Annotated in this window: 19 protein-coding genes; 11 read left to right on the forward strand and 8 right to left on the reverse strand. The window is 67.5% G+C overall.

Annotated features, from left to right (window positions below; genetic code table 11):
* Nucleotides 1–31: 31 nt before the first annotated feature.
* From M2317_RS05850 to M2317_RS05860, 3 genes are read right to left on the reverse strand one after another with little or no spacing between them, the layout of a single operon-like run.
* Nucleotides 32–1,345, reverse strand: a complete 1,314-nt coding sequence (locus M2317_RS05850) for an ABC transporter substrate-binding protein (protein ID WP_429458224.1) — start codon at nt 1,343–1,345, stop codon at nt 32–34.
* Nucleotides 1,346–1,384: 39 nt separating this feature from the next.
* The gene (locus M2317_RS05855) at nt 1,385–2,293 is read right to left on the reverse strand and encodes a carbohydrate ABC transporter permease (protein ID WP_429458226.1); all 909 of its coding nucleotides are present in this window, start codon (nt 2,291–2,293) and stop codon (nt 1,385–1,387) included.
* On the reverse strand, nt 2,283–3,233 hold the full coding sequence (locus M2317_RS05860; protein ID WP_429458227.1) for a carbohydrate ABC transporter permease: 951 nt from the start codon (nt 3,231–3,233) through the stop codon (nt 2,283–2,285). The genes M2317_RS05855 and M2317_RS05860 overlap by 11 nt, the downstream gene beginning before the upstream one ends.
* A gap of 143 nt (nt 3,234–3,376) precedes the next feature.
* Between M2317_RS05860 and M2317_RS05865 the strand changes: the two genes are divergently transcribed.
* Nucleotides 3,377–4,372 (forward strand): LacI family DNA-binding transcriptional regulator, encoded by a 996-nt coding sequence (locus M2317_RS05865; protein WP_429458229.1) that lies wholly within the window; start codon nt 3,377–3,379, stop codon nt 4,370–4,372.
* Nucleotides 4,373–4,403: 31 nt separating this feature from the next.
* Nucleotides 4,404–5,642 carry a hypothetical protein gene (locus M2317_RS05870; protein ID WP_429458231.1) on the forward strand — a complete coding sequence of 413 codons (1,239 nt, stop codon included), beginning with the start codon at nt 4,404–4,406 and terminating at the stop codon, nt 5,640–5,642.
* On the opposite strand, the gene M2317_RS05875 is transcribed toward M2317_RS05870, so the two are convergent.
* From M2317_RS05875 to M2317_RS05885, 3 genes are read right to left on the reverse strand one after another with little or no spacing between them, the layout of a single operon-like run.
* Nucleotides 5,574–6,059 (reverse strand): hypothetical protein, encoded by a 486-nt coding sequence (locus M2317_RS05875; protein WP_429458233.1) that lies wholly within the window; start codon nt 6,057–6,059, stop codon nt 5,574–5,576. The genes M2317_RS05870 and M2317_RS05875 overlap by 69 nt on opposite strands.
* Complete coding sequence (locus M2317_RS05880) at nt 6,059–6,616, reverse strand: hypothetical protein (protein WP_429458234.1); 558 nt, start codon at nt 6,614–6,616, stop codon at nt 6,059–6,061. Before M2317_RS05880 ends, M2317_RS05875 begins: the two co-directional genes overlap by 1 nt.
* Complete coding sequence (locus M2317_RS05885; protein ID WP_429458236.1) at nt 6,613–7,269, reverse strand: hypothetical protein; 657 nt, start codon at nt 7,267–7,269, stop codon at nt 6,613–6,615. The genes M2317_RS05880 and M2317_RS05885 overlap by 4 nt, the downstream gene beginning before the upstream one ends.
* A 119-nt stretch (nt 7,270–7,388) precedes the next feature.
* On the opposite strand from M2317_RS05885, the gene M2317_RS05890 reads away from it, so the two are divergent.
* The 3 genes from M2317_RS05890 to M2317_RS05900 all read left to right on the forward strand — a co-directional run bounded on the left by M2317_RS05890 (nt 7,389) and on the right by M2317_RS05900 (nt 10,180).
* Entirely contained in the window at nt 7,389–9,095 is a 1,707-nt protein-coding gene (locus tag M2317_RS05890) for an MDR family MFS transporter (RefSeq protein WP_429458238.1), read from the forward strand.
* 1 nt (nt 9,096) lies between these two features.
* Complete coding sequence (locus M2317_RS05895; RefSeq protein ID WP_429458240.1) at nt 9,097–9,552, forward strand: MarR family winged helix-turn-helix transcriptional regulator; 456 nt, start codon at nt 9,097–9,099, stop codon at nt 9,550–9,552.
* 133 nt (nt 9,553–9,685) lie between these two features.
* Nucleotides 9,686–10,180 carry a MarR family winged helix-turn-helix transcriptional regulator gene (locus M2317_RS05900; protein WP_429458242.1) on the forward strand — a complete coding sequence of 165 codons (495 nt, stop codon included), beginning with the start codon at nt 9,686–9,688 and terminating at the stop codon, nt 10,178–10,180.
* A gap of 4 nt (nt 10,181–10,184) precedes the next feature.
* On the opposite strand, the gene M2317_RS05905 is transcribed toward M2317_RS05900, so the two are convergent.
* Together M2317_RS05905 and M2317_RS05910 are read right to left on the reverse strand one after the other, a co-directional pair.
* Nucleotides 10,185–10,754 carry an NADPH-dependent FMN reductase gene (locus tag M2317_RS05905; RefSeq protein WP_429458244.1) on the reverse strand — a complete coding sequence of 190 codons (570 nt, stop codon included), beginning with the start codon at nt 10,752–10,754 and terminating at the stop codon, nt 10,185–10,187.
* A 68-nt stretch (nt 10,755–10,822) separates the two neighbouring features.
* Nucleotides 10,823–11,611, reverse strand: coding sequence for a helix-turn-helix transcriptional regulator (locus M2317_RS05910; RefSeq protein ID WP_429458246.1), 789 nt, complete (start codon nt 11,609–11,611; stop codon nt 10,823–10,825).
* Between the two features lie 77 nt (nt 11,612–11,688).
* Between M2317_RS05910 and ilvD the strand changes: the two genes are divergently transcribed.
* From ilvD to M2317_RS05940, 6 genes are all read left to right on the forward strand, one after another.
* Nucleotides 11,689–13,602, forward strand: coding sequence for a dihydroxy-acid dehydratase (gene ilvD / locus M2317_RS05915; RefSeq protein ID WP_429458248.1), 1,914 nt, complete (start codon nt 11,689–11,691; stop codon nt 13,600–13,602).
* A gap of 123 nt (nt 13,603–13,725) precedes the next feature.
* Nucleotides 13,726–14,373, forward strand: a complete 648-nt coding sequence (locus M2317_RS05920; RefSeq protein ID WP_429458250.1) for an alpha/beta hydrolase — start codon at nt 13,726–13,728, stop codon at nt 14,371–14,373.
* 87 nt (nt 14,374–14,460) lie between these two features.
* Nucleotides 14,461–15,870, forward strand: coding sequence for an extracellular solute-binding protein (locus M2317_RS05925; protein ID WP_429458252.1), 1,410 nt, complete (start codon nt 14,461–14,463; stop codon nt 15,868–15,870).
* Entirely contained in the window at nt 15,870–16,802 is a 933-nt protein-coding gene (locus tag M2317_RS05930; protein WP_429458254.1) for a carbohydrate ABC transporter permease, read from the forward strand. The genes M2317_RS05925 and M2317_RS05930 overlap by 1 nt, the downstream gene beginning before the upstream one ends.
* Nucleotides 16,799–17,737: a carbohydrate ABC transporter permease gene (locus M2317_RS05935; protein ID WP_429458256.1), complete on the forward strand. Its 939-nt coding sequence runs from the start codon at nt 16,799–16,801 to the stop codon at nt 17,735–17,737. The genes M2317_RS05930 and M2317_RS05935 overlap by 4 nt, the downstream gene beginning before the upstream one ends.
* Nucleotides 17,738–17,768: 31 nt before the next feature.
* A complete protein-coding gene (locus M2317_RS05940; protein WP_429458258.1) occupies nt 17,769–21,458 on the forward strand; it encodes a hypothetical protein in 3,690 nt (1,229 codons plus the stop codon).
* The last annotated feature ends 12 nt before the right edge of the window (nt 21,459–21,470 follow it).

Consider the following 21,470-nt stretch of genomic DNA (forward strand, 5'->3'; position numbering starts at 1 on the left):
GAGGGCGGCCCGTTTCGGACCGCCCTCCGGTTCAGCCGGCTGCGTCGATGGATTTCTGGAGGTCGGCGATGAAGCCGGTCGCCGCGGCCTCCGGGGTCTTGTTCCCGAACAGCACATCCTGCATATAGCGCAGCAGCACCGCGTCCACGTCCGAGGCGCCGTTGGGGACGATCGCTGGCGCCTCTCCGAGGTAGGGAACCCGCGAGTCGGAGTACTCCACGGCCTTGACCTCCTCCGGAGTGAGATCGTCGCCGATCACATCGAGCGTCGTGGAGATCGCGGGCAGGCCCCGCTCGCTGCCGATGATCTTCACGGCCTCGGGGTCGTTGAGGAAGAAGTCGATGAGCAGCGCCGCCTCGGCAGGATGTTTGGACTGCGACGAGACCGACCAGTACATGCCGGCCTTGAAGTAGTCGTACTCCTCCACGCCGCCGTCGGTCGTCGGGATCGGCAGGAGTTCGAGATTCGCCCCTGACGCCTGCGAGAAGACGGACACCTGCGTCGCCGTGATGAAACTCGACGCGACGGTTCCGACGGCGAACGGCGTCTGATCGAGCGCGAGGCTCGAGGACTCGACCCAGGCGGATGCCGGCGCCGATGCGCCGCTCGAGCTCGAATCGAGCGCGGTCTGGAAGAACGCCGTCATCGTCTCCGGATCGATCGCGACATCGCCGTCCTCGAACAGACTGTCATCGTTCTGCCTGGCGAACAGCTGCAGCATGAACTCGTTCTGAGCAAGCGATCCGCCGTAGGTGCCGGAAGGCGCGGCATCCGTGACCGTCCTCGCCCATGCCATGTACTCCTCCCACGTCCAGGTGTCGGTGTTCTCCGGGAGGGGGACCCCGACCTGGTCGAGCAGGTCGGTGTTGACGATCGTCGACATGGCCGACGTTGAGATGGGGATGGCGTACAGCCCGCCGTCCGATTCGCCCATGCCGAGGACGCTGTCTTCCATCCCCTCCGTGCGGATGTCGTAGTCGGCGAGGTCGACGAGGGTGCCGCGGTCGGCGTAGGAGGCGAGATAGAGCTGGTCCATCTGGATGACGTCGGGTGAGTTCTTGCCTGCTGTCGATGTGGCCAGCTTCTCCCAGTAGGCCGTCCAGTCCGAGAATTCGCCCTCGACGGTGATGTTCGGGTACTTCTCCTCGAAGAGGTCGATCACTTCCTGTGTGCGCTGGTGCCGAGCGTCGCCGCCCCACCAGTACATCCGGATGGTGACGGGTTCGTCGCTGAGTTCGGCCGGTTCTCCGTTGCCGCCGCCGGTACCGAGGCCGCAGCCGGCGAGGCCGAGCGCGAGAGTCGCGGCGACGATGCCGGATCCGGCGCGAAGGGTGTTGCGCTTCATGGTGCTCCTTGTTTTCGAGACCGGGTGGTCGGTCGGTGCCTACTTGAGGCCGGTGGTGGCGATGCCCTTGATGAGGAACTTCTGCCCGAAGGCGAAGATGAGGACGAGCGGGATGATCGACACGACGCTCATCGCGAACATCGCCCCGAAGGATGAGCTCGACTGCGCATCGATGAACGAGCGCAGTGCGATTGGCACCGTGTAGTTGCCGGGACTGGTGAGGAAGATGAGCTGCGAGAAGAAGTCGTTCCACACCCAGATGAACGTGAAGATCGTGGTCGTCGCGAGCGCCGGGGTCATCAGCGGCAGCAGGATCTGGAAGAAGATGCGGCCGTGGCCGGCGCCGTCGATGCGGGCGGCCTCGTCGAGCTCCTTCGGCAGTCCTCTGATGAACTGCACCATCAGGAAGATGAAGAATGCGTCGGTCGCGAGGAACTTCGGCACGATCAGCGGCCAGAACGAGTCGTTCAGCCCCAGCTGCGCCCACAGGATGTACTGCGGGACGATCACGACGTGGATCGGCAGCATCAGCGTGACGAGCATGTACGCGAATGCGGGCCTCTGGAAGCGGAAGCGCAGACGCGCGAACGCGTATGCCGCGAGCGAGCAGCTGAACAGGTTGCCGATGATCGAGCCGAGGACGATCACGCCCGAGTTGAGCAGGTACTGCCCGAACGGCGTGCCCAGGGCAGTCCATCCGTATACGTAGTTCTCCCACTCGAAGTCGGTGAGGATCAGCGAGGGGTTGGCGAAGATCTCACCTTCGGGGCGCAACGAGCTCACGACCATCCACAGCACCGGATAGAGCGAGATGACGACCATGACGATCATGAGCGCCTGCCGGACGGCACGTCCCCAGAGCGAACGGCTCTGCTGACGGTAGGGGCGGGGGCGACGCCGACGCTTCGGCGTGACGAGGGTCCTGGTGGAGAGATTCTCAGTCGTCATAGTGCACCCAGTACTTGGAAAGCCAGAAGTTCACGGCGGTGAGGACGCCGATGATGATGAGCAGCAGCCACGCGAGCGCCGAAGCGTAGCCCATCCGGAAGGAGCTGAAGCCCTCCTGGTAGAGGTACAGCGTGTAGAAGAGCAGCGAGTCCGCGGGGCCGCCCGACCCGCCCGAGACGATGAACGCCTGCGTGAAGGCGGAGAAGGAGTTGATCACCGCTAGTACGAGGTTGAAGAAGATGATCGGTGTGAGCAACGGAAGGGTGATCGCACGGAAGCGCCACCATGCCGGAGCCCCGTCGGTGGCTGCTGCTTCGTAGAGCTCGGCCGGGATCTGCCGGAGGCCTGCCAGGAAGATCACCATGGGGGAGCCGAACATCCAGACGTGCAGCAGGATGATGGTCGACAGCGACGTCTCCGGGTTGCCGATCCAGCTCTGGTTCGACTCGATGCCGAGGGCCCCAAGCAGAGCGTTGAGCAGGCCATCGGCACCGAAGATCAGTCGCCACAGCATCGCGATGGCGACGGATGCGCCGAGCAGGCTCGGGAGGTAGAACGCCGAGCGGTAGAAGGACAGGCCGCGCATGCCCTTGTCCAGAAGGATCGCCAGGCCGAGTGCGACACCGAGTTGGAGCGGGACACCGATCAGCACGTAGAGGAAGGTCACCATCAGCGATTGATGCAGCCGGGTGTCGCCGATCATCCGCACGTAGTTGTCGATGCCGACCCAGTTCGGGTCCTGCAGCAGGTTGAAGTCCGTGAAGGACAGATACAGCGACATCAGTATCGGACCGAGCGTCAGAATTCCCGCCCCGAGGAGGAACGGTGCGAGGAAGACGAGTGCGGTCCTATTGTCCGGCGAGGCCGCGCGTCTCTCCTCCCTCGTCCGCTTCCTCCCGGTGCGAGCATGCGACATGCTCCGCAATTCGGCGATGCTCATGTTCCTCCCCATCCTCATCGATGACAGTGGTCGTTACTACGTACTACTAATACGTAGTACTAAGACGTATTGGCTACTATGGCAAAGCACGGATGCCGCGTCAACCGTTTCCTCGGATCGGGCGGCACAGAGGGGAGCCGAGCATGGAGAAGAGGGCGACCAGTCGCGACGTCGCGCGGCTCGCCGGGGTGTCGCAGTCGACGGTCTCGTTCGTTTTCACAGGGCGGGACGGGATCTCTGAGCCGACAAGGAAGCGCGTCATGCAGGCGGCCGCCGAACTCCACTATCGGCCGAACCTCGCAGCGCGCTCCATGCGGACGCACCGGACGGGGCGCCTGGCGGTTGCGATGACCGTGTCCGCGCTGAATCCGCTCACGCTCCTGCACGGCGTGACGACGGCTGCGCGGGAGAGCGGATACGCGGTCGAAGTCGTCTACGTGCCCGGCGAGCCGGAAGCACGTGCCGAGCGGATGGCGGAGATCGTCGCGTCCGAGGAGTTCGAGGGGATCCTCTCCTTCACTCCTCTGCATGCGCCGGTGCCGCCCATCGATCAGGCGCGTACCGTGGTCCTGTCGTTGAGCGAGTTCGACGAGCAGATGCACGTCACCGGAGAATTCACCGATGCGCGGCCGGTGGTCGAGATGATGGAGCGTCTCGTCAAGTTGGGGCACCACCGTTTCCTGCACATCACGGGAGAACTCTCGTACCCCTCGGCGATCGCCCGCCGTGACGCCTATCTCGACACGATCGAGCGTCTCGGCCTTGAATCCATGGGAGTGATCACGGGAAGCTGGCTTCCGGCCGCCGGCTTCGACGCGATCGCGGCGCTGTCGGACGACACAGCTCCCTTCGCCCTCATCGCCTCCAATGACCTCGTCGCGACGGGCGCCATCCGCGCCGCGACGCTGCGCGGATGGTCGGTCCCCGGTCGCATGAGCGTGACGGGCTGGGACGACACCGATCAGAGCGCGTACCTGGTTCCCTCGCTGACGTCCGTCATTCAGGATCGGGAGTCGCTGGGTGAGAATTCCATGCGGCGGCTCATCGCGACGGTGCGGCGCGAGCCGGTTCCCCCACCGGCGACGAGTCTTCAGCGCATCGTCTGGCGCGAGTCGATCGGCGCGCCGACCGCTTCCTGAATCGGTGTTCCCTCCCGCTACCGTGGGAGTCATGCCGCAGCTCATCCGCACGTTCGGGCGCATCGTCGCCCGGCACGGTGTCGTGCTCGTGGCCTGGTATCTGGGCGGCGAAGCCCTGCATGAACTGCTCGTGCAGCTCGCCGGCTTCGTCGGCGGCCATACGACGCTCGGCGGGCTCCTCCTGCTTCCGCTCGCGGTGGCGGCGAGGCTGGCCTCGTACGTCGCGATGTACCTGTCGGTGCGGCCGGCGCTGCCGCACATCGCCGCCCCGGAGCACAGCGGACCGCGCGAGTTCGGCGCGGCGATCCTGCCGGCGATTCTGCCGTTCTTCGCGTTCTACGCCGCGTGGGGGATGCTGACCGCCGACCAGATCGAGTTCATGAACATCGCCGCTCGCATCGCGCTCGAGGAGGTCGCGCTCGACGCGACGCAGCTGGGCGATCGCGGCGGACTCATCACCGCCGGAGTGCTTCCGATCACGGTGCTCGTCGTCGCGCTCGCCGCGCGCTTCGCCTTCTCCCGGTTCAGCGGGCGGCTGCCGACCTGGACGCTGATCCTCGCGACCTACGCCGAGGTCCTCTGGACCTTCATGCTGTTCACCCTCGTCGGGCAGTGGTGGGGCGACGCGCTCGACTGGGCAACCACGACGGCCGGCGCGCAGTGGTTCGACGGCATCGGCGACTGGTTCGCTGCGAACATCGCGGTGGTCGCGGTCGTGTGGGAAGCGGGTACATGGGCGTTCGGCATCCTGATCGCCGCTGTCATCGTGCCGGCCGCCTGGCTGCTCGTCGCCGGTGTCATCTACGGCACGACGTTCGAGAGCGCCGTGCCGCGGATGCTGCGCACGGCGACGGAGTCCCGCGGATCGGCGGCGATCCTCGCCCGCACCCTGACCAGACGATTCGAGGACCTCTGGGCGGCGATGGCCGTCATCTGGCGCAGCGGGCCCGTGCTGTTCGGCGGATACGCGCTGGCCTACTGCCTCTGGGCGCTCGCCGAGCAGGTCGGCACGCGCGGTGTGCTCCAGGCGATCGGCGGGCACGACACGGATTTCTGGGCGGCTTACCTGCCGCTCATCCTGGTCGGCGTCGCCGCCATCGCGGAGCCGCTGCGGGTCGCGATCGTCGCGACGGCGTACGACAGCGTGATCGCGCGTCCCGGGTCCGGCCTGGAGCCGCGCGAGCCCGGCGGCCACGTGCTGTCAGAGCTCGACGGGGAAGCGGACGACGCGGCCATCCTCATCGGTGACGTCGAACCAGAACGGCCCTGACGCGTCGTCCGGGACGACGAAGACCGCGAGAAGGTCGTACGGGGGCGATTCCGCCTGGCAGCGGGATTCCCCGGCATCCGAGGGGATGTCGAGTTCCGACGTCGCCGGCGTCCACACGCGCCCGTCGTCCTGCGCGGTGAGCAGCAGGGACCGGCATCCGGTGGCCTCCGCCCCACCTGTGGAGTGCAGGCGGATGCTCACCGAGTGCGCGCCGTCCGGAGCCTCGAATTCGTCGGCGCGCATCGAGCGGAGAGCGAATCGCTGACCGGCGACGTCGACCGCTTCGTCGGCTGTCACCACGATCGCGTCGTCGGACTCGATCGTCGGCACGACGTCGAACCACACGTGCACCGAGACCACCGCGACGACGGCCACGAGCAGGGCGAGCAGCGAAGCGCGGCGTCCGGACCAGCGCATCAGAAACCCTCCCACTCGGGCGGGGTGATCTCGATCTCGGTCTTCGACGGCAGGTCGTCGAGCGAGAGGGGCAGCACGACCACATCGTCCAGCTGCGGAGTCGAGTACGACGTGATCAGGCGCAGTTCGGCGTCTCCGGCATCCACGTCGGCGGGCAGCTCGAACGCGAGCATCCCGACCGTGTCGGTGCCGACGCGCAGCGCCGCGCCCAGCAGCGAGTCCCGTGCCCGCTCGCTCGCGTGGAACGTGCGGTCGCCGATCTGCATCGCCGCGATGATCACCGCGGCGTCCACCTCGGTCTGCGGTGCCGATGCCGCGACGGTCACGACGAGCCAGTTGCCGTCGGCCTCCCAGTCGCCTCCGCCGGCCGTGACGCGCTCCGTGAAGCTCGCGTCCCTGACCTGCGCGATGAGCGTGCGGCCGGTCACGGCGTCGCCGACTCCGCCCCGGAGGTAGAACGCCTGAGACAGTGCGATATCAGGGGGAGTGAGCGCGACAGCCGCGCCTGCCGCGAGCACGAGCGCTGCGCCGATGGCCCAGGGGGCGGCCCGATTCACGGCGACTCCAACGGAACGGCGATCCTGGTCGCGAGATCGCCGCGCTGCCACGTGATGTGATCGGACGAGAAGATCACCTTCCCGGTGGTGATGTCCGGCTCGTAGACATCGAGCCGGAGGATGCCGTCGGCGAATGAGCCCTCGGGCACCGGCCACGCGATCTGTGCGAGAGTCGGCACGTCGGGCTGCAGCACGATGCCGCCGGCCGAACCATCGGTGCGCCATACTCGGGCGAAATCGGTCGGTTCGACGTCGGCCGGCGCGAGCAGGGGTGCAGGGGCGTTCACGAGGCGGGCCTCGACCCGGTCCACCGATCCGCCGATGTCGATGGGCCGGTCGGAGAGATTCTCCAGGCGCAGCGTGACCACCACGAGAACCTCGCCCTGATCGGCCTCGAACCTGTCCTCCACGGCATCAGTGGTCTCGGCTTCCAGGACCGTGACCGCGTACGACGAGGTGCGGGCCTCCTCGCCTGCGGCGAGTTCGGTCGGTGAGGCGGACGCGGGGCGCAACCCGCCTGAACCGACGAACGCAACGGCGCCGAGGACCGCGACGACGATGGCGGCCCACAGCGGCCAGCCGAGTGCGGCGAGCGCCCGGCGGCCGCGGCGCCAGGCGGACTGCGCCCTGGTCGCGTTCTCGGTGCCGGTCACGAGTGCCAGCCTATCCATCGGCCCTTGCGCAGATGGTTGACCGGCAGCAATGGTTGCGTTAGCGCAACCATTTGTGTATAGTTGATCCCGATCAACCTTTCTATTCAGGAGCAGACACCGTGACCTCCACACCTTCCTCCCCGCCCGAGCAGACGCGCTCGGCCCGCGAGGTCTTCACCGCGATCTCCGGCCTCGTCGTCGGCATGTTCGTCGCCGTGCTCTCCGGCACGGTCGTGTCGACCTCGATGCCCGTCATCATCGCCGACCTCGGCGGCACCCAGGCCCAGTACACCTGGGTCATCACCGCGAGCCTGCTGGCCACCGCGGTCTCCACGCCCATCTGGGGCAAGCTCGCCGATCTCGTCGACCGCAAGATCCTCGTCCAGATCTCGCTCATCCTGTTCACGGTCGGCACCGTGATCGCCGGTTTCTCGACCGACACCAACATGCTCATCGCCGTCCGCGTGCTCCAGGGCATCGGCGTCGGCGGCCTGATGTCGCTCGTCATGATCGCCGTCGCCCTCATCATCTCGCCGCGCGAACGCGGCAAGTACATGGGCGTCGTCGGCGGCATCATGGCACTCGGCACCATCGGCGGCCCGCTGCTCGGCGGATTCCTCACCGACGCGTGGGGATGGCGTTCCAACTTCTTCGTCGGCGTCCCGTTCGCGATCATCGCGCTCATCCTGCTGCAGTTCACCCTGCACCTGCCCAAGCCCGCGAAGGCCAAGGTCTCGATCGACTACTTCGGCATCGTCCTGCTCGCCGTCGGCGTCTCGACCCTGCTGATCTGGGTCTCCATGGGCGGCAGCCAGTTCGAGTGGGACTCCGCCACGAGCATCGCGCTGGTCGTCGGTGCGGGCGTCGCGCTCGCCGCTTTCATCACGGTCGAGTTCTTCGTCAAGGAACCGATCGTACCGATGTCGCTGTTCCGCAACCGCACCTTCACGCTCTCGGTGATCGCCTCGATCGCCATCGGCGTCTCGATGTTCGCGACCTCCGTGTTCCTCGCGCAGTACTTCCAGCTCGCCCGTGGTGCGACGCCGACCGAGTCGGGTCTCATGACGATCCCGATGATCATCGGCCAGATGGGTGCCTCGATCATCATCGGCCAGCTCGTCAGCCGCTTCGGCAAGTGGAAGGCCTGGATGGTGCTCGGCTCCATCCTCGCGGTGATCGGCGTGAGCCTCATGGCGACGCTGCGCTACGACACCCCGTTCACGCTCGTCGCGGTGTACATGTTCGTCCTCGGCGCCGGTCTCGGCATGGTCATGCAGAACCTCACCCTGATCGTGCAGAACGACACCCCGCCGACCCAGCTCGGCGCGGCATCCTCGAACGTCAACTTCTTCCGCACGATCGCCGGCACCATCGGCGTGACGATCATGGGCTCGATCCTCTCGACCAGCGTCGGCAACTACATCGCCGATGACCTCAAGGGCTTCACGCCGACCTCGCAGGAGGAGATCGACGCGCTCACGCACCTCGCCTCCGGCGACGTTCCGAAGATGAACGAGCTGCCGGACACGATCCGCACGATCGTCGAGTCCGCGTACGGTCTGGGCATCGCCGATGCCTTCATGATCGCCATCCCGCTCGCCATCCTCGGAGTCATCGCGATCGCGTTCATCAAGAACAAGCCGCTGTCCACGAAGACCGCCGCCGAGCAGCTGCGCGAGCAGGCGGAGGAGTCGGTGATCGACATCGCCGAGGCCGAGGTGGCCGCATCCCTCAACACGACCGGAGCGATCCGGATCGATGGGACGAAGACCGCGACCGGTTCGGTGGCTGTGATCGAGCGCGAGGACGAGGAGCGGGGGCGCTGACATGGTCGCCGCCGACACCGTCGAATCGACCGAGGTCGACGACGCACTCGCGGACTTCCAGGGGCATCTGAACCTGATCTTCACGAAGGCGCGCTCGCTCTGGAAGGAATCCGCCGCGCGGATCCACCCGGAGCTGCAGCCGGCGGGATACAAGCTCTTGGCCTCCATCGCGAGGGCCGGCAGTACGAATGCGCACCAGCTCGCCGAGTTGTTCGAGATGGACAAGTCCGTCGTCAGCCGTCAGGTGCGGATGCTGGAGGACCTCGATCTCATCGAGTCGCGTCCGGATGAGAACGACGGCCGGCTGCGCGTGCTCACGGCGACGCCGGCGGCGTGCGCGGCTCTCGCCGATGTCCGCGGCGATCACGCGCAGCGCCTGCGGGCGAGCATCACCGGGCTGTCGCCGACGGAGATCCGTACGGCGTCGAAGGTGTTCCGCCTCCTCGCGGAGGCGTGACCGCGGCATCACGGCTCGCTCCGGCATCCATGCATCGAAAGGGCAGTTCGGCACAGTGCGCACGCGCACGACTGTGCCGCACTGCCCTTTCGTGTGATCAGCGGCGCGGGCGTGCGCTCGTAGACTGGCGAGCATGAGTGACCAGCCCGCCGAGACGCCAGCGGACACCGCGTCGTCGCCCGCGGCATCCACGATCGCCGGGGCCGAACTCGACGAGGCGGTCGCGCGCGTCGAGCACGAGCTCGGCCGGCTGTTCGCCCGCATCCGGGTCAGCTGGCGCGAAGCGGCGGTGACCGTGCACCCCGACCTGCAGCCGCTCGGGTACCAGGTGCTCACGTCGATCGCGACCGGCAAGGCCACCTCGGCCGGCGAGATCATCGAGCGCCTGCAGACCGACAAATCGGCGGTGAGCCGTCAGGTGCGTCAGCTCGAGGAGCTGGGGCTCGTCGAGAGCGTGCCATCTCCCACCGACCGGCGGGCCCGCGTGCTCGTCGCCACGGACCTCGCGCAGGAGCGCATCGCGCTCGCCCGCGCGCGCTACGAGGGCCGCATCGGAGACCGGCTGCGCTCCTGGACGGCCGCGGACCTCGACCACTTCGCCGATCTGCTGAACGCCCTCGGCGGCTGACGCCTCAGCTGCGCGGCAGCACCGTGAGCACGCGCTCGATGTGGTCCCGGAACTCCTGCATGTAGTTCGTCAGGAACTCCTTCGTGCTGTCGACGAGCACGTCGCCGTCGTCGTCGAAGATCTCGGGCGAGTAGTGGATGTAGGCCTCCGGCGACGTCATCTGGCGGGCGTTGCAGAAGCTCAGCACCGCTCGCAGGCTCTGCTGCGCCAGCGCGGTTCCGATCGTCCCGATCGAGGCGCCGATCACGGCTGCGGGGATGTGGTCGAACGAGTTCTGACCCCACGGACGGGAGGCCCAGTCGATCGCGTTCTTCAGCGCGCCGGGGATCGACCGGTTGTACTCCGGAGTCACGAAGAGCACGGCATCCGACGTGGCGATGGCGTCCTTCAGCGCGAGGGCGGACGGCGGGTAGGCCTCGTCGAGATCGCGGTTGTAGAGCGGCAGGTCGCCGATCGGGATCTCGGTGAACTCCAGGTCGTCCGGCGCCAGGCGGATGAGCGCTTTCGACAGTGTGCGGTTGATGGATGCCGTCGACAGGCTTCCGACGAAGTAGCCGACCTTGTACGTGACCATGACGAGACCTCCTGTGGGTATGCGGATCTGTGCACCAGCATGCTCCGCAACGCCGGCGGACGGAAGAGTCAGCTCGTCGTCGGCACGTACAGGATGAGCTCGAGATCGGGGAACTCGCTGGGCACGACACCGTGCTGCTCGTACGTCGTGAGGCCGGCGAGCGGATGCTGGAACGACCGCTCCCGCGATACGAATCCTTCGACGTCCCGCTCCTGCCAGATGCGCGCGAACTCCTCGGACGCCGCGCTCACCCGCGCGACGATGCCGTCCTCGCGCGGCGTGCTCAGCCACCGTCGTGCCTCGGCGCGGAACTCGCCGACGAATCGGCGGCTCTGTTCGGCCCAGTCCGGCAGGAGCCGGCGCAGCTCCTGATCGGTGAACAGCAGCCAGAGGAGGTTGCGGTCCTCGGCGTCCAGGCTCTCGATGCGCGGGTACAGATGCGCATACGCGATGTTCCAGCCGATGATCGTCCAATCGCCGGCCAGCAGGAACGCCGGGAAGGGGAAGGACTCCAGCAGACGCCGCAGACGCTCCGGGGCGTGCTCGGTGGTCGCGGGGGCGGTGATCTCGCCGTGGCCGCCGAGGGTCAGCAGGTAGGTCAACTCGACCGGGCGCAGCCCGAACAGCCGGCCGAGCGCTTCGAGCACCTGACGGGACGGATTGATCTCTCGCGCTTGCTCGAGCCAGGTGTACCAGGTGACGCTGAGGCCGGCGAGCGTCGCGACCTCCTCACGGCGCAGACCCTGCAGTCGTCCGCGCGGAGCATCGGGCAGCCCGAGCGCCGTGCGGTCGGCACGGGCACGTCGGTCGCGCAGGAAGGCGGCGAGCTCCTCGCGGCGTCGGAGCGCGGCATCCATGTTCCTCCAAGTGGTAGTACCACTACTAGTATCACCGGCGTCTGGCAGGACGGGCGAACCTGTGGCGGAATGGTTCCATGCCCGCACTCCGCTCTCGCACCATCACCCACGGCCGCAACATGGCTGGCGCCCGCGCACTGCTGCGCGCCGCCGGCGTGAACGGCGCCGATCTCGGCCGCAAGCCGATCATCGCCGTCGCCAACAGCTTCACCGAGTTCGTCCCAGGCCACACGCACCTCCAGCCGGTCGGCCGGATCGTCTCGGACGCGATCTCGGCGGCCGGCGGGATCCCGCGCGAGTTCAACACCATCGCGGTCGACGACGGCATCGCGATGGGCCACGGCGGGATGCTGTACTCGCTGCCTTCGCGGGACCTGATCGCCGATTCGGTCGAGTACATGGTCAACGCGCACTGCGCCGACGCACTGGTCTGCATCTCGAACTGCGACAAGATCACTCCTGGCATGCTCATGGCCGCCCTGCGCCTGAACATCCCCACCGTGTTCGTCTCCGGCGGACCGATGGAGTCGGGCCGTGCGACTCTGGTCGACGGCTCGATCCGCACGCTCGACCTCGTCGACGCGATCTCGGATGCCGTGAACGAGAACATCTCGGATGCCGACATCCAGCGCATCGAGGAGGAGGCGTGCCCCACGTGCGGTTCATGCTCCGGCATGTTCACCGCCAACTCGATGAACTGCCTCACCGAGGCGATCGGACTGTCGCTGCCGGGCAACGGCTCGGTGCTCGCCACGCACACGGCGCGCAAGGCGCTGTACGAGAACGCCGGCTCGCTGGTCGTAGAGATCACGCGGAAGCACTACGACGAGGACGACGCGTCTGTGCTGCCGCGCAGCATCGCCACCCCTGAAGCCTTCGGCAACGCCATGGCGCTGGACATCGCGATGGGAGGATCGACGAACACGATCCTGCACCTGCTCGCGGCAGCGCACGAGGCCGGGGTGCAGTTCGGTCTCGACGAGATCGACGCCGTCTCGCGCCGTGTGCCGTGCCTGGCCAAGGTCGCGCCCAACGTCGCGGGCGGCGGCAAGACGTACTACATGGAGGACGTCCACCGCGCCGGCGGCGTCCCCGCGATCCTCGGCGAGCTGCGCCGCGGCGGCCTGCTCGACGAGAACGTGCACACCGTGCACTCGACGACGATGGGCGAGTGGCTGGATGCGTGGGACGTCCGCAGCGGGTCCGCCACCAATGAGGCGTTCGACCTCTGGCACGCGGCTCCTGCCGGCATCCGCTCGTCGAAGGCGTTCTCGCAGTCCTCTCGCTGGGAGGAGCTGGATCTGGATGCCGCCGGCGGCTGCATCCGCTCCGTCGAGCACGCGTACTCGCAGGACGGCGGCCTCGCCGTGCTCCGAGGCAACATCGCCGTGGACGGTGCCGTGGTGAAGACCGCCGGCGTCGACCCGTCGATCTGGACCTTCTCCGGTCCGGCCGTGGTGTGCGAGTCGCAGGACGAGGCCGTGGCGAAGATCCTCGCCAAGGAGGTCACCGAGGGCGACGTCGTCGTGATCCGCTACGAGGGCCCCAAGGGCGGGCCAGGCATGCAGGAGATGCTCTACCCGACGTCGTTCCTGAAGGGGCGAGGCCTCGGAAAGAAGTGCGCGCTCATCACCGACGGACGCTTCTCCGGCGGGACGTCCGGGCTGTCGATCGGGCACGTCTCGCCCGAGGCCGCGTCGGGCGGCGTCATCGCGCTCGTCGAGGACGGCGACATCATCACGATCGACATTCCCACCCGCGGGATGACGCTCGAGGTGTCGGAGGAGGTTCTGGCCGAACGTCGCGCCCGCCTGATCGCCGACGGCGGATACCGGCCCCGCGACCGCGAACGCGTCGTCTCGCCGGCGCTGCGCGCCTACGCCGCGATGGCGCTGTCGGCCGACAAGGGCGCCGTCCGCGACGTCGACCGCGTCGAGCGCGCCCTGCGCGAGCAGGAGGCGCGCGAGGCGGAAGCCGTACTCGCGGTCTGATCTCGGCTTTCTGCTCAACGGCCCCCTCCCGCCTCGGCGGGAGGGGGCCGTTGAGCGTGCCCGACACGTGTGGCACATTTTCGGCACGCTAAGGTCATAAAAACCGCTTTCAAAGGAGACGTCATGACCGCTGTCGCGCTGATCCTGCCCGGCGGCGGCTACCGCGAGCATGCGCCGCATGAGGCCGACCCGGTTGCGATCTGGTTCCGCGAGTTGGGCTTCGATGCGAAAGTGCTTCGCTATCCGTTGACTCGGCATCCCGGACCACTCGACGCGGTGCGGGAGCGGGTCGCCGCGCTGCGCGCTTCCGGCGCGACACGCGTGCTCCTCATCGGATTCTCGGCGGGCGGACATGCCGCCGGACTGGCTGCGCTCCAGTCCAGCGGACTTTCGGAACAGGTTGACGGCGTCGTGCTGGGATATCCGGTCGTATCCTTCGTGGAAAGGCCCCACATCGCATCGGAGCAGGCGCTCCTCGGGCGAGGTCGCCCAGAGAGCACGCGTCGCGAGGTGTCATTGGAGGCGCTCGTCACCCCGATGTCTCCGCCCTTCTTCCTGTTCCACTCCCTCGACGATGAGAAAGTCCCCGCAACGCATTCGCTGGAGCTGAGCCGGGCGCTCGCAGCGGTCGGGGTCGAGCATGAACTGCACCTCTACTCGGGCGGAGGGCACGGCGGCGGGCTTGATCACAACAGCGGAGCGTGGCGGGCGCCCTGCCGGGATTGGCTCGTTCGCAGCAGGCTGATGCCTACCTCCGAAACCTCCTCTTGACAGTCTTCCGCGAATGCGCCAGAGTTTAGAAACCGCTTTCAAGAAATCGTTTCCTGACATTGAAGAAGTGCTACGAAGGAGTAGAACATGACACAGCAGTCCTGGCTCCGTACGATCGGCCTGGCCTCCGGAGTTCTCATCATCTCGGCGTCGCTCGCGGCGTGTTCCGGAGGATCTGCCTCCTCAGACTCGTCCGACGAGGCGGCCGGTGCCGTCTGCGATCCCGAAGCGGACGTGACCATCACGCTCGGCGAGCGCCCCACATCCGATCAGGCGGCGACGCTCGACGCCTGGGAGAACTCCATCGCCGCATTCGAAGAACTGCACCCCAACATCACGATCGAAGACGAAGAGACGAAGTACGACGTCGCCACCTTCTCCGCGATGCTCGTCGGCGGCACGCTCCCGACGACGCTCCAGGTGCCGTTCACCGACATCCAATCGCTCATCGACAGGGGCCAGGTCGCAGACATATCGACCTACGTCGACAACGACGATGTGCTCAGCCAACTGAACCCTCAGCTGGCGGCCGTGACTCAGGACGGCGACGGACACACGTTCGGCATCGTGCGCGCCGCCTACACCATGGGCCTCATCTACAATCGGACCCTGTTCGAAGAAGCCGGACTCGACCCCGATGCACCGCCGACCACATGGGATGAGACGCTCGAAGCCGCCGAGGCGGTCACCGAGAAGACCGGTGAGACAGGATTCATCATCCCGACCACGGGGAACGTCGGCGGGTGGCTGCTCACCTCGATGGCATACTCCAACGGGGATCTGGTCGAACAGACCGATGGGGATGAGACGACCGTCACGTTGGACACGGACGGTATGCAGGCCAGCCTGCAGTTCCTGCACGACGTGCGTTGGACGGCGAACGCCGCGGGGGCGAACTTCCTGCTCGACAACAATGGCTCCCGCGACGACATCGCCGCCGGCTACATCGGGCAGACCCTCAATGGTGCCAACCTCTACAACAGCCTGGTGATCGGCCGCGGAATGCCGAAGGAGGATTTCGGTCTCGCGCCGTTCCCGGCATCGGACGACGCGATCGGCGTCCTCGGCGGCGGGAACATCCAGTGGTTCAACCCTTCGGCGACGCCCGATCAGCTGTGCGCAGCGATGGAGTGGACGAAGTACTACTTCCTCGAGCGCTACGTTGACGAGGACGCTGCAGTGGCCTGGGCCGAGTCGCAGGTCGCGGACGATCTGCCCGTCGGTCTGCCGGAGGTCCCGGTCGTCTCGGACGAGCAGTACGCGGACTTCCTCGGCTGGATCGAGCCTTACATCAACGTCCCGCGCGTCAACTACACCGCCTACATCGACAGCCTCGCGGATGCCGTGATCGTGCCGGAGCCGGCGAAGAAGGCGCAGGAGCTCTACGCGGCGCTCGATCCGGTGGTCCAGGCCGTACTCACCCGCGAGGATGCTGACTTCACCGAGCTGCTGCAGACCGCCCAGACCCAGGTGCAGGACCTGGTCGACGCAGAGTGATGTTCCAGTCCGGTACGCCGACCAGGCGTGAGCGCCGCTCTCCGCGGGAGGCGCTCACGCTGTGGGTCCGCCGCGGAGGGCCCGCCACCCTCGTGATCTTCATCCCGCTGCTCATCACGTTCGGCTACTTCGCGTGGTGGCCGATTCTGAAGAGCCTGATCCTCGCCTTCCAGAAGAACGATCTGTTCACCGAGCCGACCTGGGTCGGGATGAGCAATTTCGAGCGGGTGCTCGCGGACCCGCTGCTGTGGACGGCGGCCGGAAACACGGTCTGGTTCGCGGTGCTGGCGCTGATCGTCGGGTTCCCGTTGCCGATCCTCGGCGCGGTCGCGATGGCGGAGCTGCGCCGGAGCCGGCAGATCGCGAGTGTGCTGGTCTACCTGCCGGTGATCATCCCGCCGGTGGTGAGCGTGCTGCTGTGGAAGACGTTCTACGATCCCTCGGAGTCGGGGCTCTTCAACACGGTGCTCGGCTGGTTCGGCGCGGGACCCGTCGGCTGGCTGCAGGATCCGGCGTTCGCGATGCCTGGCATCGTCATCCAGGCGACCTGGGCGACGGCCGGAACGGCGACGATCATCTACCTCGCTGCCATCATGTCCGTGCGCACCGACCTGTACGACGCGGCCGAGGTCGATGGGGCATCCGTCCTGCGGCGGGTGTGGCACGTCACGCTGCCGCAGTTGCGCGGTGTCATCCTGCTCATGCTCCTGCTGCAGATCATCGGGACCATGCAGGTCTTCACCGACCCGTTCGTGATGACCGGCGGCGGTCCGGAGAACCGCACCGTGACCCTGCTGATGCTGATCTACAACTACGCCTTCCTGTCGGGTGACTTCGGCAAGGCGACCGCGCTGAGCCTGCTGCTCGCGCTCGTGCTCGGAGCGATCTCGATCGTGTATCTGCGCCTGACGAAGAAATGGAGCCAGTCATGACCTTCGTCACGACGACCGTGCGCCAGCTGACCGGGCGCCGCAAGCCGGAGCCGGACCCCGAGGACCGCACCAACGTCTCGGATCTCGACCGCCGCCGCCCCGGGGTGCGGATCACGATGGCGATCATCGCCGTCGTGGTGGTCGGCGCGCTGATCGTGATGTCGGCGGGGCCGCTGCTGTGGTTGTTCAAGTCGGCGCTGTCGACGAGTCAGGACATCCTGCGCGATCCCTTCGGCTGGTGGCCGAGCGGGGTGCAGTGGCAGAACCTCTCCGATGCCTGGAACAAGATCCAGATCGGGCAGTACCTGATGAACACGATCTGGATGACGCTCGGCTGCTGGTTCTTCGGGCTGCTGGTCGCCGTGACCGGCGGCTACGGCATAGCGATCCTCAAGCCCGCCTATGCCCGCTTCATCAACGCGGCCGTGCTGGCGACGCTGTTCATCCCCGGCGTCGTCTCGCTCATCTCGCTCTACGTCACCGTGCTGGACGTGCCGCTGGTCGGAGTCAGCCTGGTCAACACCTTCTGGGCGGTGTGGCTGCCGAGCGCGGCCAGCGCCTTCAACGTGCTGCTGGTCGCCCGGTTCTTCGACGGGCTGCCCAAGGACGTCTTCGAGGCGGCCCGCATCGACGGCTCCGGCGTCTTCCGGGTGCTGTGGTCCATCGTGCTGCCGATGTCCAAGCCGGTGCTCGGCGTGGTCTCGCTGCTGACGATCGTCGCAGCCTGGAAGGACTTCCTCTGGCCGATGCTCGTGCTGCCGTCCCCTGATCTGCAGCCTCTGTCTGTCGGGCTGTACCGCATCAGCGACACCGCTCCGACGAGCCTGCTGATGGCCGGCATGTTCATCTCGGTCATCATCCCCGTCCTGCTGTTCGTGATCTTCCAGAAGCAGTTCCTCCGCAGCGCCGGCCAGGCCGGCGCGATCAAGGGCTGAGTGACGATGCTCGGTCCGGAAAGCGAGAACCATGCGTGTTCGGCGATCCCTCGCGGCCTCGGCCGCCGTCCTGCTCACCGCCGTCCTGCTCGTCGCGGCGCCCGGTGCCGCGCAGGCCGGTGTCGCGGAGTCAGACTCGTTCGACGGCTGGACCACGACGGTCTCCGGCGCACCGGAGTTCGTCGTCTCCGCCGACGGCGAGTCGGTCCATGAGGGCGCAGCCTCCGCGCGGATCGCATACGACAGCGCCTACTCCAACAGCTACGTGGATCTGCGCCAGTCGATCAGAGCCAACGGCGGCACGACCTACGACATGAGCGCGTGGGTGCGCACCGAGGAGTTGTCGTCCTCGGACTCCGCATACTTCGTCCTCAGCGGCGACCACTCCCAGCGCGTCGAGCTCCCCGAAGGCACGAGCGATTGGACGAAACTGGAGTGGACGTACACGCAGCCTGCCGGGAGCATGACCTTCGTCATGCGGCTTCTGATCCGCGGTACGGGCACCATCTGGGTCGATGACGTTCGCATGGTCGCGCGGGGCGCCGACACCGACCTCGTGATCAACGGGTCCTTCGAGGAGCACGACCCGCCGCCGGGCACGCTGGCCTTCTCGGACACGGTGCTGGTCTACACCGCCGGTGAAGCGGCGGTCGGTGTGAGCACGCTCGGCGCCGAGATCGACTGGGAGGTGCGCGCGGCATCCGGTCAGCGGGTCGACTCCGGCCGGGAGACCACCTCGACGGGAGAGGCATCCATCGACCTCTCCGCACTGCCCGTAGGCTACTACCGGATCCGGATGTCGATCGATGCACCCGTCGCAGCTGTCCGTGAGGCCTCGCTCGCGATCATCGCGGAGGCCCAGGCCTCCGGCGAGAGCCCGATCGGGATGGCCGTGCACGTGAATCGCTACACGGTCGATCAGGTCGATGCTTTGATGGGGCCGCTCGGAGCCGGAGCGCTGCGCGAAGGACCGGCATGGGACACGATCGAGACCTCACCGGGCGTCTACGAGTTCCCGGAACTGTTCGACGCGCAGGTCGCTGCAGCCAAGGCCAGAGGTGAGCGCCCGCTCGTGATCCTCGCTTACTTCAGTCGCTGGTACGACGAGGGGAAGACACCGAGCTCGCCCGAGGGCATCCAGGCCTTCGCGGACTACGCCGCGGCCGCGGCCGGGCACTACGGATCCGATGTCGACTACGAGGTCTTCAACGAGTTCAACCATTCCTTCAACACGGGAGCGTGCGGGATGACGGCGGCCTGCTACGAGCAGTTGCTGGAGCCGGCCGCGGCGGCGATCCATGCTGCGGCGCCGGGGGCACGGGTGGTCGGCCCGGTGCTGGCCGGCGCGGACTGGACCTTCTTCGAGGAGCTCTTCGCACTCGGCGCGCTCGAGTACCTGGACGTCGTCAGCTACCACACCTACGACTTCCCCGTCGCGCCGGAGGGCAAGACCGAGGCGGGCGTCGCGCGGTTGCGCGCCCTCGTCGATCAGTACGCCCCGGACGGTTCGGACATCCCGATCTGGCTCACCGAGCACGGCTGGCCCACCACGATGGGCGGCACGACCGAGCAGGAGCAGGCCGCCTACTACCTGCGCTCCGCAGCGCTGCTCGAGGCCGCCGGGGTCGAGAAGGTCATCTTCTATGAACTCATCGATTCCGGCGTGAATCCGGCTGAGCAGGAGCATAACTTCGGCATCGCCCGGAGGCCGGTCGACGGCGGTACGGCGCTCTCGCCGAAGCCGGCATTCCCTGCGCTCGTCGCGTTCAATCGATTGACCGCCGGTCTGGATCTGGTCGGTGTCGAGAGCCCGGGCGATGTGCGCGTCGCGACGTACGCCGGCGCGACGGCATCCGAGACCGTCCGAATGCTGTGGGCACCGAGTGGTCACGGCGTCGTCCATACCGACATCGGCGCATCGGCGCGTGTGGTCGACACCGACGGGCGCGAACGGCGGGTCCGCCCCGGGGGTCCGCTGGAGCTCGTGCTGAGCGGCGATCCGGTGTTCGTCGTCGGCGACACCGCCGCCCCCGAACCCGTGCAAGAGGCAGCGGTCACCATCTCGACGCCGCCGGAGATCGCCGCGGGCTCCGGCGCCGACGTGCCCGTGACCGTGCGTGGAGCGGATCTCGCGCTCAGCGGGAACGTGACGGTGGCCGGTCCGGTCGGCGCTGCTGAGGCCCTCGCCGCGACCGGGAACGCGTACTCCGGAACGCTCGCGCTCGCCGCGCTGCGCGACGTCGGCTCCATGCCGCTGACGTACACCGTTCGGCAGGGCGACGGCATCGTCGCGTTCGTCGATGCGACGACCGAGGTCGTGACCAATCCGGTGCTCTCCTTCGGCCCGGTCGCCTCCGGCGGCGCGGTCGAGCAGGTGCTCGAGGTCCGCAACCTCGCCGAGGACGAGGCCTCGCTCGGCGAGATCTCCTGGCGCGTCGGTGAGGAGCAGGGCGTGCTCGACGATGCCGCCGTGCCCGCCGGCGGGAACCTGTCATTGCCCATCGTGTCGGACGTCTCGGACTGGTCCCCGGTGCCGTTCTCGATCTCGACCGTCGCGGACGGCGTGCAGCGCACTCTCGACGGCACCACCGTGTCGGCACCGATCCCGGCGCGAGCCGATGAGGCGGTCGACGTGAGCATGGCAGAGCACGGCGACTACGTGGCGATCGCCGGCACGCAACCGGATGCCGTCGATCTGGACGCCGGGTTCGCCCTGAGTTGGAGTCCCGAGGGCCTGCGCATCCGGGTGGATGTGGTGGACGACGAGCACGTCGCGGCGGCCACGATCGACCGTCTGTGGAGTGGTGACTGCGTGCAGTTCGCCGTGGCAGCCGGATCGCCGGGTTCGGCACCGGCTTCGCGGGTCGAATTCGGTGCGTATCTCGGAGCGGACGGCCCCGGCGTCTACCGCTACACGTCGCCGGTCGGCGCCGATGCCGCCGTGACGGCCACGATCGAGCGCGACGGTACGACGACCCGCTACGACCTGCTCGCTCCGTGGAGCGAGCTCGGCATCGACCCGGCAGACGGAGCCTTCTCGTTCTCGCTGCTCGTCGGCGACAATGACGCCGGCGTGCGCCAGGGTTTCTACGAGTGGGGGAGTGGGATCGGGGCATCCAAGAACGCCGCGATGTTCCTGCCGGTGGTGCCGATGCCTGCGCCTGCCGCGGCATCGTCGATCCTCGTCGACGGTCACGAGATCGACGGCTTCGATCCGTCGGTCACCGACTACGAGATCGGCGCGCTCGCCGGCGGGCCGTTGCCGACGATCACCGCGACGGCTCCAGAGGGCGTCCATGTCGACGTCGTGCAGGCGACGGCGGCTCCCGGCCAGGCAGTCGTGACCGTCGAGGCGGAAGGGCGTCCGACCACGACGTACACGATCACTGTGCGCCGCGTGGTGGGCGATGATGCGTCGGCCGAAGCATCCGCCACCGCCGTCTGCATCGACGGGACGGCGCGGCTGGCTGTGCGGATTCGCAACACGGCTGTGTTCGCCTCCGACGTCCGCGCCACGACGACCTTCGACGACCGCACGCAGAAGGGGCTCGAGGCCGGCGCAACCGCCGAGCTCGTCCTCGACACCGGTGCGGCATTCGTGGACGCGGGCGACGTCCGCATCGCGGCCTATGCGCCCTACGCCGCGCCCGATCGTGCGGCGTCGTACCTCGAGTTCCGCGTCGCGAGCCCAGCCGTCGACTGCACCACTTCGCACCCCTGAATCCGCAAGGAG

This window comes from Microbacterium sp. ZKA21 (genome assembly GCF_050434165.1).
GTDB lineage: Bacteria > Actinomycetota > Actinomycetes > Actinomycetales > Microbacteriaceae > Microbacterium.

Excerpts from the sequence above, each read along its gene's own strand:
- M2317_RS05850 (WP_429458224.1), bottom strand. The coding sequence starts at position 1,345 with ATGAAGCGCAACACCCTTCGCGCCGGATCCGGCATCGTCGCCGCGACT.
- M2317_RS05855 (WP_429458226.1), bottom strand. The coding sequence starts at position 2,293 with ATGACGACTGAGAATCTCTCCACCAGGACCCTCGTCACGCCGAAGCGT.
- M2317_RS05860 (WP_429458227.1), bottom strand. The coding sequence starts at position 3,233 with ATGAGCATCGCCGAATTGCGGAGCATGTCGCATGCTCGCACCGGGAGG.
- M2317_RS05865 (WP_429458229.1), top strand. The coding sequence starts at position 3,377 with ATGGAGAAGAGGGCGACCAGTCGCGACGTCGCGCGGCTCGCCGGGGTG.
- M2317_RS05870 (WP_429458231.1), top strand. The coding sequence starts at position 4,404 with ATGCCGCAGCTCATCCGCACGTTCGGGCGCATCGTCGCCCGGCACGGT.
- M2317_RS05875 (WP_429458233.1), bottom strand. The coding sequence starts at position 6,059 with ATGCGCTGGTCCGGACGCCGCGCTTCGCTGCTCGCCCTGCTCGTGGCC.
- M2317_RS05895 (WP_429458240.1), top strand. The coding sequence starts at position 9,097 with ATGGTCGCCGCCGACACCGTCGAATCGACCGAGGTCGACGACGCACTC.
- M2317_RS05900 (WP_429458242.1), top strand. The coding sequence starts at position 9,686 with ATGAGTGACCAGCCCGCCGAGACGCCAGCGGACACCGCGTCGTCGCCC.
- M2317_RS05905 (WP_429458244.1), bottom strand. The coding sequence starts at position 10,754 with ATGGTCACGTACAAGGTCGGCTACTTCGTCGGAAGCCTGTCGACGGCA.
- M2317_RS05910 (WP_429458246.1), bottom strand. The coding sequence starts at position 11,611 with ATGGATGCCGCGCTCCGACGCCGCGAGGAGCTCGCCGCCTTCCTGCGC.
- ilvD (WP_429458248.1), top strand. The coding sequence starts at position 11,689 with ATGCCCGCACTCCGCTCTCGCACCATCACCCACGGCCGCAACATGGCT.
- M2317_RS05920 (WP_429458250.1), top strand. The coding sequence starts at position 13,726 with ATGACCGCTGTCGCGCTGATCCTGCCCGGCGGCGGCTACCGCGAGCAT.
- M2317_RS05925 (WP_429458252.1), top strand. The coding sequence starts at position 14,461 with ATGACACAGCAGTCCTGGCTCCGTACGATCGGCCTGGCCTCCGGAGTT.
- M2317_RS05930 (WP_429458254.1), top strand. The coding sequence starts at position 15,870 with ATGTTCCAGTCCGGTACGCCGACCAGGCGTGAGCGCCGCTCTCCGCGG.
- M2317_RS05935 (WP_429458256.1), top strand. The coding sequence starts at position 16,799 with ATGACCTTCGTCACGACGACCGTGCGCCAGCTGACCGGGCGCCGCAAG.
- M2317_RS05940 (WP_429458258.1), top strand. The coding sequence starts at position 17,769 with ATGCGTGTTCGGCGATCCCTCGCGGCCTCGGCCGCCGTCCTGCTCACC.